This is a genomic window from Xanthomonas sp. SHU 308 (genome assembly GCF_000364645.1).
GTDB lineage: Bacteria > Pseudomonadota > Gammaproteobacteria > Xanthomonadales > Xanthomonadaceae > Xanthomonas_A > Xanthomonas_A sontii.
Window position 1 is genome coordinate 1 of record NZ_AQOK01000068.1, and the last position, 11,209, is coordinate 11,209.

Here is an 11,209-nt window from a genome sequence, read left to right on the forward strand (position 1 = left end):
GGCGGCCTGCGCGGGCGGGGTGGGGCTGCGCTGGCAGGCGGCCAGGGCCAGCGGCAGGAACAAAAGGGAAAGCGACGAGGTACGCATGCCGGTGGTCTCCCTGTGGCGGCGCGGCTGCGCCGGAATCAGGACGGTTCGGTCTCGCCGCCGCTGCGGTGCAGCGGGTTGGGCAGCGCCTGGCCCTGTTCGGTGAACTGCAGCGACACCGAATTCAGGCAGTGGCGCTCGCCGCTCGGCGGCGGGCCGTCCGGAAACACATGGCCGAGATGGCTGTCGCAGCGGGCGCAGACGATCTCGGTGCGGATCATGCCGTGGCTGGTGTCGCGTATCTCGCGCACGTGGTCGGGGTGGTAGGGCGCGAAGAAGCTCGGCCAGCCGGTCCCGGAATCGAACTTGGCGCTGGAGCGGAACAGCGGCAGCCCGCACATCCGGCAGGTGTAGACGCCCTCCAGCTTGTTGTCCAGGAATACGCCGCAGAACGGCGCTTCGGTGCCGTGCTGCAGCAGCACCCGGCGTTCCTCCGCGTTCAGTCCGCCGATCAACTGCTCGCGCTCGGCAGCGGTAGGAGGCGTGAGGTCGAATCGGCTCATGGCGGGGCCCGTGGCTGGAGGAGGGGAAAACAACATGAGGGCTGTACGGGGTGGATCAAGCGCGCCGCGCCGCGTCGACGCCGAGTCGGCGATGCGCTAGCGTGGAACGCTCTCTTGCGGCCCGTCGATGGAGCCACCGTGAAACGCCTGCTGCCCTGCGTTGCCATCGCCCTGCTCCTGCCGGCACTCGCCGCCGCGCAGAGTCTCCAGCCAGTCCCCGGCGCACCGGCCGGCAATCGCGACGCCAACACCCTGCAGTCCGCGCCGCCGCCGGCGCCCTCGGTGGCCAGCCGTCTCGACGAGCGTCCGCCGGCCTCGACGACCGCTTCCAAGGCCGCGCCGGTGCCCTCCAGCCTGGACGACCGGCCGCAAGGAAAGGCCCGGCACACGCGCCCGGCCAGTCCGGCGGTCCCGGCCGCCGCGCTCGCCGACCCGTCCGCACGCCGCCCGGTCCGCCTCTACGACCGTCGCGGCCAGCTGGTGCCCGGGGCGATGCAGGTGGGGCCGAACCGTGCGCTGGATACCCGCACCGGTCGTTACTACGACACCGTGCCCAGCGGCGACGGGGTCCGCATCCAGGACTGAGCGCCTGCGCCCCGGCGGCGAACGCGCGGCGAACGCCGCGTGGCCGCCATCCTCACAAATCGGTTCCTAGACTGGCGAACCGGCCGCGACTGCCGCGGCGCCATGTTTTCGCAGGAGAACCGATGAGCAAGCTTCCCGACAACACCCTGATCGTCGTCGCCGACCGCACCAGCGCGCGCCTGTTCCGGGTCAATCTGGCCGGCGAGACCGCGCTGCTGGAGCAGACCGAAGTGCTGAACCCGACGCCGATCGAGGGCGTGGAGGACGGCGACCGGCCGATGACCATGGATGAAGCCGGGTTCGTGCGTCAGATCGCCGAGCGCCTGTACCAAGACGCGTTGCGCGGCGATGTCGAGCACCTGATGCTGGTCGCCGACCCGCACACGCTGGGCCAGTTGCGGCCGCTGCTGCACAAGGAGGTCCAGAAGCGGGTGGTGGCCGAACTGGCCAAGAATCACGCCAATTCCTCGCGCGACGACCTGGAGAAGCTGTTGGTCTCCTGATCCGCCCCTCGCGCGGAACGCTCAGTCGGCGATCGGCAGGCTGAGCGTTTCCTTCACTTCTTCCATCACGATGTAGCTCTTGGACTCGCGCACATGCGGCAGGGTCAGCAAGGTGCTGCCCAGCAGCTTGCGGTAGGACGCCATCTCGCTGATGCGGGCCTTGAGCAGGTAATCGAAGTCGCCCGAGACCAGGTGGCATTCGAGCACGTTGGGCAGCTTCAGCGCGGCGCGGCGGAACTCCTCGAAGATGTCGCCGGACTTGTAGGCCAGGCTGATCTCCACGAACACCAGCAGGCTGGCCTTGAGGTAATGCGGGTCCAGCCGTGCGTAGTAGCCGGTGATGGCGCCATCGCGTTCCAGCCGGCGCACCCGCTCGGTGCACGGGGTGGTCGACAGGCCCACCCGCTCGCCCAGTTCGGTGAAGGAGATGCGCCCTTCCTGCTGCAGGATGCGCAGGATCTTGCGGTCGATCTTGTCCAGTTCGCGAAGGCGTGCGGCCATGCGGGGCGGTCTCAGGGGTTTGGCCTGCCAGGCTGGCAGAAGTCAGGGGAAAATCCTGGGTTGCGCTGCCTATACTGCACCGAACTTCTGCCCTGGCGCCATCCAGCCAGGGAATTGATCCGAACGGAGTAGGCGCATGCGGGTTCTGGTTCTCGGCAGCGGTGTGATCGGCACGGCCACGGCGTGGTATCTGGCCCGCAGCGGCTGCGAGGTGACGGTGGTCGACCGCCAGCCGGCGGCCGGGCTGGAGACCAGTTATGCCAATGCCGGCCAGGTCTCGCCCGGCTACGCCTCGCCGTGGGCGGCGCCCGGGGTGCCGCTGAAGGCGCTGAAATGGCTGTTCCAGCGCCATGCGCCGCTGGCGATCACGCCGACCGCCGATCTGCAGCAGTACCTGTGGCTGGCGCAGATGCTGCGCAACTGCACCGCCGAGCGCTACGCCATCAACAAGGCGCGGATGGTGCGCCTGTCCGAATACAGCCGCGACTGTCTGGACCAGCTGCGAGCCGAGACCGGCATCGCCTACGAAGGCCGCCAGCTCGGGACCACCCAGTTGTTCCGCACCCAGCAGCAACTGGACGGTGCGGCCAAGGACATCGAGGTGCTGCGCGAGTACGGCGTGCCCTACGAGCTGCTGGACCGTGCCGGCATCGCCCGGGTCGAGCCGGCCCTGGCCAGCGCACCGGCGACCCTGGTCGGCGCGCTGCGCCTGCCCAACGACCAGACCGGCGACTGCCGCCTGTTCACCCAGCGCCTGGCCGCGATGGCCGCCGCGGCCGGCGTGCAGTTCCGCCAGGGCGAGACCATCGAGGCGCTGCAGGCCGATGGCGACCGCATCGACGGCGTGCGCATCGGCGGGCGGGTGGAGCGGGCCGACCGCTACGTGGTCGCGCTGGGCAGCTACTCGCCCGGCCTGCTGGCGCCGCTGGGCATCCGCCTGCCGGTGTACCCGCTGAAGGGCTACTCGCTGACCCTGCCGATCCGCGACGCGGCGCTGGCGCCCACCTCGACCATCCTCGACGAGAGCTACAAGGTGGCGATCACCCGCTTCGACGATCGCATCCGCGTCGGCGGCATGGCCGAACTGGCCGGCTTCGACCTGTCGCGGCCGGCACGGCGCCGCGCCACGCTGGAGAAGGTGGTCAACGACCTGTACCCGCGCGGCGGCGACCTGGCCGCGGCCGAGTTCTGGACCGGGCTGCGCCCGGCCACCCCGGACGGCACCCCGGTGGTCGGCGCCACCGGCTACCGCAACCTGTTCCTCAACACCGGCCACGGCACGCTGGGCTGGACCATGGCCTGCGGCTCCGGTCGCTACCTGGCCGACCTGATGGTCTCGCGGCAGCCGCAGATCAGCGGCGAGGGTCTGGACATCTTCCGTTATTCCCGCGGTTCCGCCGCGTCCGTCGCCGAGGCCGTCGCGTGCGCCCAGCCCGTGCATTGATCGATCTCGCCGCGCTGCGCCACAACTACCGCCTGGCCCGTCGGCTGAGCGGCGGCAAGGCGCTGGCGGTGGTCAAGGCCGATGCCTACGGGCACGGTGCGGTGGCCTGTGCGCGCGCGCTGGACGGCGAGGCCGACGGCTTCGCGGTGGCCTGCATCGAGGAGGCGCTGGAATTGCGCCAGGCCGGCATCGCCGCGCCGATCCTGTTGCTGGAGGGCATCTTCGACGCCGACGAACTGCCGCTGGTCGCCGAACACCGGCTGTGGTGCGCGGTGGCCTCGCCCTGGCAGGTGGAGGCGATCGCCGCCTTCGCCGCACCGCAGCCGCTGTGCCTGTGGCTGAAGCTGGACAGCGGCATGCACCGGCTGGGCCTGGCGCCGGAGGAATTCCGCGCCGCGCACGCGCGCCTGAGCGCGCTGCCGCAGGTCGAGCGGCTGGTGCTGATGAGCCACTTCGCCCGCGCCGACGAACTCGATAGCGCGCGCACCCGCGAGCAGGTGGAGGTGTTCCGTCAGGCCACCGCCGGCCTGGCCGGCGAGACCAGCCTGTGCAACTCGCCAGCCCTGCTCGGCTGGCCGGAGCTGCGCAACGACTGGGGACGGCCGGGACTGATGCTGTACGGCGCCGACCCGTTCGCCGCCGCGGCCGCGCTGCCCGGCGAACTGCGTCCGGTGATGACCCTGCAGTCCAGGATCATTTCCGTGCGCACTATCGCGCCGGGCGAGCCGGTCGGCTACGGCGCGCGCTTCGTCGCGGCGCGGCCGACCCGGGTCGGGGTGGTGGCGATCGGCTATGCCGACGGCTATCCGCAGTTCGCGCCCAACGGTACGCCGGTGCTGATCGATGGCGCGCCCGGCGAACTGATCGGGCGCGTGTCGATGGACATGCTGACCGTGGACCTGACCGACCACCCGCAGGCCGGCCTCGGCAGCGAGGTGCAGTTGTGGGGCGAACAGCCGCGCATCGACGCGCTGGCCGGGCGCTGCAGTTCCAGCGCCTACCGCTTGCTGTGCGGCCTCAAGCGCGCGCCGCGCACCTATCTCGGCGGTTGATCCATGCCTGACGGCGCCGGCGCGATGCCGGCGCCGCGCGCGCGGCCTCAGCGCTCGGCGACTGCGCTGTCCTTGTTGCGGAACTGGCGGCGCAGCCAGTCGTCGAGCATGCGCTTTTCGTAGCGCAGCGGATCGGTGCTCAGGCCGACCGAGCTGTTGTACAGATAGCTGGGGTCCATCAGTTTCGGCTGGCCCTGCGCGATCACTTGGCTGTCGGCGCCGTACAGGGTGAAGTCGAGGCTGATCCGCGGCGGATACAGGTCGCGCATCACCCGCACGTCGTTCCAGTTCGGGCCGTGCCACGGCTCGAAGTCGCCGGCGCGCTTGATGTCGGTCAGCTTGATGTCCAGGCGCTGCCCGGGCTGCAGTTGCTTGGCGGCCTGCTTCTGCAGGTAGGCGGCCAGGTCCTGTACCCAGTCGCCGCGTTCGGCTTCCCAGCGGTTGCGGCTCTGCCGCAGTTCGCTGAAGGTGGACGGGTCGGCCCAGCTGACCTGCACCGGGCCGTCGCTGACGAGGCTGCGCGGCGCCTGCGGGTCGGTGACGTTGCGGATCTCGGCGGAGGCGCCGCCCGCCCACAGGCAGGCAAGCGCCAGCGCCGTCCAGGCATAGCGGATCTTCATGGCGGATCTCCAGGAGGCGTACGTGCAGTGTGTGCCTGTGCCGGCGCGCCCGCAATCGCGGCGAGGCGTGCGGCGGCGACCGTTGGCCGCCGATTCATCCGCTCCGGCGTGACGGACGGCTCACATCGCCTCGCCGCCTGCTTCACGGTGCGCGCGCGAGCATGGATGCCACTCGGAGGATGCGGGGATCGCATGAAGACGCCGTTGTTCCACCAGGCCCACACCGGCAGCGATGTGCGCCTGCAATTCATCGACTGGGCCAAGCGGCATGGGCACAGCCCGGCCAGCGGTGCGGCCGCGTTCGTCGAGCACCAGGCCAACCTGGACGAGGCGGCGCGGCAGTTGCGCCTCAACCCCGGCGACGACGTGCGCCATCTGCTGCGGCGCTACCTGGTCTCGCTCGGCGAGGCGCAGGACGTGGCCGTGCAGTTCCCGCCCAGCTACCACTACCGCAGCCCGCAGGGGCAGAGCTTCCGCTACACGCTGACCCTGGTGCTGGCCGAAGACGGCGTGGAGTGGAAGGCGCGGGTGTGGACCGGCCTGGAATACCTGGGCCTGATCGTCGGCCGCGGTGCCGGCCCGCGCGCCAACTACACCCGCCTGGCGCGGATGGCGGTGGAGCACGAACTCGCCGGCGACGCGCCGCGTTTCACGCTCGGCTGAGCAATTCAGGAACGTTGTCATGTCCGTCGTCAGCGCACCCGAGCGATCCGTGGTTCCCGAAGAATGCCGCCGGCAATGCCGGCAGTTGGGGCCGGCACGCGTGCAGCAACTGCTGGAGGCGTCGCCGCCGCCGTGGCGCGAAGAGGCCGAGCGCTGGCTGGAAGAGCAGGCCTTGCGCAGCGCGCGCCTGACCCAGTGGATGGTGCTCGCCGGCATCGGCCTGTCGTTGCTGGGCATCGTGCTGGTGATCGCGTTCTTCTGGTGACATCGCTCGGGCAGGCGCAGCACAGGTGCTGGCTTGACGGCGGCGGAGTGGCTTAACAAGATGGGGGTTTACGCCTTGCCGCTCCTGGCGCATCGTCGTTGCGCCGCGGATGCCGGGCACCGTCTTCATCCGTTGCCGTAGGCCGCTTCCAGAGCTAGTCCGTCATGCATGCCAGTCCAGACTCCACCGCTTCCTCGTTCGCGCAGGCGACGGACCTGCAGTACCGCGAGATCTTCGACAAGATCGATTCCGGCTTCTGCGTGATCCAGATGCTGTTCGAGGGCGAGCGCGCGGTCGATTACGTGTTCCTGCAGGTCAATCCGGCCTTCGAGCGCGAGACCGGCCTGCGCGACGTGGTCGGGCGGCGCATGCGCGAGATCTCGCCGACCCACGAGGAGCACTGGTTCCAGCGCTACGGCGCGGTGGCGCTGAGCGGTCGCCCGGACAAGTTCGAGAACTTCGCCACCGCGCTCGATCGCTGGTGGGCAGTGGATTCGTTCCGTGTCGGCGCGCCCGAACTGCGCCAGGTCGCCGTGCAGTTCCTCGACATCACCGAGCGCAAGCGGATGGAGCGCGACCTGGCCGAGAGCGAGGCGCGCTTCAGCGCGCTGGCCGAGGGCCTGCCGATGCCGGTGTGGGTGCTGGATGCCCAAGGCGAACTGCGCTTCACCAACACCGCCTATGCCGAATTCTTCGGCATCGATCTGGACACCGATGCTGCGCGCCCGGGTTGGGGCGACGTGCTGCATCCGGAAGACGTGGGCGTGTTCGCCTACGAACTGCGCAACGCGCTGCACGACCAGCGCAACCTGCGCGCGCTGGTGCGCGCGCGCCGCCACGACGGCGAGTGGCGCTGGGTGGAAATGACCGCGGTGCCGCGCTATTCCGCCGAGGGCCAGTTCATCGGCCTGGCCGGCAGCAGTCCGGACGTCACCGAACGCCGCGACATCGAACTGGCGCGCGAGCAACTGCTGGAATCCGAGCGCAGCGCACGCAACGCCGCCGAGAGCATGGCGCGGCTGAAGGACGAATTCCTGGCGACGCTGTCGCACGAACTGCGCACGCCGCTGACCACCATCCTCGGCTGGAGCGACCTGCTGCTGCAGCGGCTGCCGCCGGGCGACCCGAGCAGCAAGGGCCTGTCGGTGATCGCCAGCAGCGCGCGCGCGCAGCAGCGGCTGATCTCGGACATGCTCGATCTCAGCAGCATGCTGCTGGGCAAGGTGCAACTGGAAGTGGAAGCGCTGGACCTGGCCGAGCAGGTGCGCGAGGCGATGCGCGCGCAGGAGCCGGTGGCCGAAGGCAAGGACCAGGCGCTGACCCTGCAGGCGCCGTCGCAGCCGTGCATGGTGCTGGGCGACGCCACGCGCCTGCAGCAGGTGTTCTGGAACCTGTTGTCCAACGCGATCAAGTTCACGCCCGCGCACGGGCGCATCGCCCTGGCGATCGCGCTCGACGACGATGGCGAGCACGTCAGCGTGGCGGTGCGCGATTCCGGCGACGGCATTCCGCCGGAGTTCCTGCCGCATCTGTTCGGGCGCTTCCGCCAGGCCGACAGCACCACCACGCGTCTGCACGGCGGCCTCGGCCTGGGCCTGGCGATCGTGCAGCAGCTGGTGGAAATGCACGGCGGCCAGATCAGCGCGGCCAGCGAAGGTCGCGGCTGCGGCTCGGTCTTCACCGTGCGCCTGCCGCTGCACCGCGATGCGCCGGGCTCGCGCCCGCTGCGCGAAGTGCGCGCGTTCGCGATGGCCGAGCAGGTGGTCGAGGCGTATTCGCTCAAGGGCGTGCGCCTGTTGGCGGTGGAGGACCAGCCGGACATGCTCGACTACCTGCGGCGCCTGCTCGAGGAGCAGGGCGCGGAGGTGGTCGCGGTGGGCTCGGCCAGCGAGGCGCTGGAGGTGCTCGACGGCGGCGGCCATGCGGCGATCGACGTGATGGTCACCGACATCGGCATGCCGGGCATGGATGGCTACGGGCTGATCCGCACCGTGCGCGAGAACATGGGCCTGGGCGCGGACGAACTGCCGGCGGTCGCGGTGACTGCGCTGGCGCGTGCCGACGATCGCCAGCGCGCGCTGCAGTCCGGCTTCCAGGAACACCTGGCCAAGCCGTACAGCGTGGCGCAGCTGGTCTCGGCGGTGCGCTTCGCGCGGCAACGTTAGCGCGGTCTTGCCCGCCGGCTCACGCGGCCGGCGTTAGGGTGCTGCGGTTCCCCCTCAGGAGTCCGCCGATGACCCAGTTTGCCGAGCGTATCCACACCGACCAGGCGCAGATCCAGGCGCTGGAAGCGTTGATCCTGCAACTGCCCGGGCAGGCGCATGTGCGCATCGAATTGCACGACGGCAGCGTGTGCTTCGGCACCGTGTCGGTCCGGCCCAGCATCCAGCAGTTCCGCGACGCCGATGGCAACGAGGGCAGCAATGCGCAGGTGCGCATCGACGACCTCGACGATCCGGCCCGGCACCGCTACCTGTGGCTGGACGAAATCCGCAGCGTGCGCCAGTTGCCGGCGCGGCCCTGGGAGACCGATCCGAGCGGCGACGCCTCTTGACGCATCTTTCACTTTTTCCGCGTCGGGGCTGTGCATCATCGGCGTTCCCCCGTGTTCCCGGATATCCAAGACACATGGCCATGTCTTCGCCGATTCGCGCCCGTTGGGTGTTGTGTGCGCTCAGTGCCGCCCTGCTCGCCGCCTGCGGCGACACCGCCAAGCACTCCATCGAGGAGGGCATGGGGCCGGATCCGGTGTTGCCCGATCCGGTCAAGCGCATGATCCCCACGGTCAAGGTCGCCGAGGTCAAGCGCTGGGCCGATGGCGCCGCGCCGGTGCCGGCCGCCGACCTGGCGGTGCAGGCCTTCGCCCGCGACCTGGACCATCCGCGCTGGCTGTACGTGCTGCCCAACGGCGACGTGCTGGTCGCCGAGACCGCCGAGCCGCCGGCACCGGAAAAGGAGAGCAGCGGCCTGCGCGACAAGATCCAGGGCGCGATGATGGCCAAGGCCGGCGCCGCCGTGCCCAGCGCCAACCGCATCACCCTGCTGCGCGACGCCGACGGCGATGGCGTCGCCGAAGTGCGCACGCAGTTCCTCAAGGGCCTGTATTCGCCGTTCGGCATGGCCCTGGTCGGCGACCGTCTGTACATCGCCAATGCCGATGCCCTGGTCAGCTTCCCGTACAAGGACGGCGACACCCAGATCACCGCCGCGCCCAGCTTCGTCGCCAACCTGCCCGGCGGCATCAACCACCACTGGACCAAAAGCCTGCTGGCCAGCCGCGACGGCAAGAAGCTGTACGTGGGCGTCGGCTCCAACAGCAACGTCGCCGAGAACGGCATGGAGCAGGAGCTCAACCGCGCCGCGATCCTGGAAGTGGACGCCGCCAGCGGCGCTACCCGCGTGTTCGCCAGCGGCCTGCGCAATCCGGTCGGCCTGGCCTGGCAGCCCGGCACCGACACGCTGTGGACCGTGGTCAACGAACGCGACGAGATCGGCAGCGACCTGGTGCCGGATTATCTGACCTCGGTGCGCGAGGGCGGTTTCTACGGCTGGCCGTACAGCTACTACGGCCAGCACGTGGACGAGCGCGTGCAGCCGCAGAACCCGGAGATGGTGGCCAGCGCGATCAAGCCGGACTACGCGCTGGGCGCGCATACCGCCTCGCTGGGCCTGGCCTTCTACGAAGGTGCGCTGCTGCCGCAGCCCTACCGCGGCGGCGCCTTCATCGGCCAGCACGGCTCCTGGAATCGCGACCCGCCGTCGGGCTACAAGGTGATCTACGTGCCTTTCGCCAACGGCAAGCCCAGCGGCAAGCCGCAGGACGTGCTGACCGGCTTCCTCGACGCCGAGGGCCGCGCGCAGGGCCGCCCGGTCGGCGTGGCGGTGGACAAGCCGGGCGCGCTGCTGGTCGCCGACGACGTCGGCAATGTGGTGTGGCGGGTGACGCCGAAGCCGGGGAAGTGAGCGGTCTGGTTAGCCGCGTGTTTCCGCATCGATCGTAGGGGTGGCTTCGGTCGCGGCGCGGGGTTCATGGTCGCGATGCGGGACTGATGGCTGCGACGTGGGCTTCATGGTGAAGCCCGATCGCGGCTTAGGCCGTTCCTACAAAGGACCACTGCGGAAGGTGTGGCGCGTGCCCCCAGGGCTGCTGCATCGCGCATCTCATTGCGCGGCCGCGTGCTTCGAAAAACATGCGCAGGCACCCATAGGAGCGGCTTCAGCCGCGACGGGCCTTACAGGAAAAACCACGACCGCAGCCGCTTCCTGGAAGCCGGCCTTGTTTGCTGCAATCGAAAATCGCGCGAGTGAGCACGAGGGCAAATCCATCTCTGCTAACGCGTGCAGGAGCGGCGTCGGCCGCGACCGGGATGCGCCTGGCACGACCTGGTCGCGGCCGACGCCGCTCCTGCACGTTTGATTGACCGAGCCGAAAGCCCGGCGTCAGTGCTCCACAGGCGCCGGTTCCACACCGAAGCGGCGCGCGTAGCCGCGTTCGTTGAAGACGCGCTCCACTTCGGTGTCGCCCAGTTCCGGGGCGGCATAGACGGCATACACCACGCTGCCGTCGTCGCGTGCGCCCCGCTGGTGCAGGCGGTAGCGCGGACGCCCGGTGCCGGTGTTCTCCGGGTAGTGCAACGGCGGCTGGCTGCCATCCAGGTCCACTTCGCTGTTGTCGACGACGCCGCCGATGAACACTGCGCGCATGCTGCCTCTCCGGTCATTGGGTGCCTTGCAGCCTAGGCGCGGCGATGTTGCCGGAACATCAATGATGCGTTGGATTCGCGCAAAACCGGGGTCGCCGCGCACTGCCGGTAGAATGCGCGTCCCTGTTCCGATGACTCACGCCCGATGCCGGCTGCGCAAGACGCCCCCCTCGACACCCTGTTCCTGCCGTTCGCCCAGGGCGTGATGCGCTGGCCTGCCGGCAAGGTGCTGTTTCTGCGCGCCCGCGACGGCTGGGCGCTGCGCCAGCACGCGCAGCCGCCA

General features: G+C 69.9%; 12 protein-coding genes and 2 pseudogenes. 10 read left to right on the plus strand and 4 right to left on the minus strand.

Translation table 11 applies throughout. From position 1 onward, the window contains the following. Positions 1–125: 125 nt before the first annotated feature. Entirely contained in the window at positions 126–590 is a 465-nt protein-coding gene (gene msrB / locus D588_RS0103135) for a peptide-methionine (R)-S-oxide reductase MsrB (RefSeq protein WP_017914939.1), read from the minus strand. A gap of 138 nt (positions 591–728) precedes the next feature. On the opposite strand from msrB, the gene D588_RS0103140 reads away from it, so the two are divergent. Both D588_RS0103140 and D588_RS0103145 read left to right on the plus strand, forming a co-directional pair. Next, positions 729–1,175 (plus strand): hypothetical protein, encoded by a 447-nt coding sequence (locus D588_RS0103140; RefSeq protein WP_017914940.1) that lies wholly within the window; start codon positions 729–731, stop codon positions 1,173–1,175. 122 nt (positions 1,176–1,297) lie between these two features. Beyond that, positions 1,298–1,678: a host attachment protein gene (locus tag D588_RS0103145; protein ID WP_017914941.1), complete on the plus strand. Its 381-nt coding sequence runs from the start codon at positions 1,298–1,300 to the stop codon at positions 1,676–1,678. Between the two features lie 21 nt (positions 1,679–1,699). Here the strand turns inward: D588_RS0103145 and D588_RS0103150 are convergent, their stop codons facing one another. After that, positions 1,700–2,179, minus strand: coding sequence for an Lrp/AsnC ligand binding domain-containing protein (locus D588_RS0103150; protein WP_017908762.1), 480 nt, complete (start codon positions 2,177–2,179; stop codon positions 1,700–1,702). Positions 2,180–2,315: 136 nt separating this feature from the next. On the opposite strand from D588_RS0103150, the gene D588_RS0103155 reads away from it, so the two are divergent. Together D588_RS0103155 and alr are read left to right on the plus strand one after the other, a co-directional pair. Then, entirely contained in the window at positions 2,316–3,623 is a 1,308-nt protein-coding gene (locus D588_RS0103155; RefSeq protein WP_026143316.1) for a D-amino acid dehydrogenase, read from the plus strand. Continuing rightward, entirely contained in the window at positions 3,602–4,675 is a 1,074-nt protein-coding gene (alr, locus tag D588_RS0103160) for an alanine racemase (RefSeq protein ID WP_026143317.1), read from the plus strand. The genes D588_RS0103155 and alr overlap by 22 nt, the downstream gene beginning before the upstream one ends. 47 nt (positions 4,676–4,722) lie before the next feature. Here the strand turns inward: alr and D588_RS0103165 are convergent, their stop codons facing one another. Beyond that, entirely contained in the window at positions 4,723–5,295 is a 573-nt protein-coding gene (locus D588_RS0103165; RefSeq protein ID WP_017914944.1) for a DUF3016 domain-containing protein, read from the minus strand. Between the two features lie 192 nt (positions 5,296–5,487). Between D588_RS0103165 and D588_RS0103170 the strand changes: the two genes are divergently transcribed. From D588_RS0103170 to D588_RS0103190, 5 genes and pseudogenes are all read left to right on the plus strand, one after another. Continuing rightward, positions 5,488–5,958, plus strand: coding sequence for a hypothetical protein (locus D588_RS0103170; RefSeq protein WP_017914945.1), 471 nt, complete (start codon positions 5,488–5,490; stop codon positions 5,956–5,958). A 19-nt stretch (positions 5,959–5,977) separates the two neighbouring features. Beyond that, on the plus strand, positions 5,978–6,223 hold the full coding sequence (locus tag D588_RS23885; protein ID WP_157836405.1) for a hypothetical protein: 246 nt from the start codon (positions 5,978–5,980) through the stop codon (positions 6,221–6,223). 221 nt (positions 6,224–6,444) lie between these two features. Beyond that, positions 6,445–8,388: pseudogene (locus tag D588_RS0103180) on the plus strand (ATP-binding protein); the annotation flags it as partial. A 68-nt stretch (positions 8,389–8,456) separates the two neighbouring features. Then, entirely contained in the window at positions 8,457–8,777 is a 321-nt protein-coding gene (locus D588_RS0103185; protein ID WP_017914948.1) for a DUF3247 family protein, read from the plus strand. 74 nt (positions 8,778–8,851) lie between these two features. Further along, complete coding sequence (locus tag D588_RS0103190) at positions 8,852–10,186, plus strand: sorbosone dehydrogenase family protein (RefSeq protein ID WP_017914244.1); 1,335 nt, start codon at positions 8,852–8,854, stop codon at positions 10,184–10,186. Positions 10,187–10,663: 477 nt separating this feature from the next. On the opposite strand, the gene D588_RS0103195 is transcribed toward D588_RS0103190, so the two are convergent. Then, complete coding sequence (locus D588_RS0103195) at positions 10,664–10,927, minus strand: hypothetical protein (RefSeq protein WP_017908770.1); 264 nt, start codon at positions 10,925–10,927, stop codon at positions 10,664–10,666. A gap of 144 nt (positions 10,928–11,071) precedes the next feature. Between D588_RS0103195 and D588_RS27110 the strand changes: the two are divergent. Further along, a pseudogene (locus D588_RS27110) lies at positions 11,072–11,209 on the plus strand (16S rRNA methyltransferase); the annotation flags it as partial.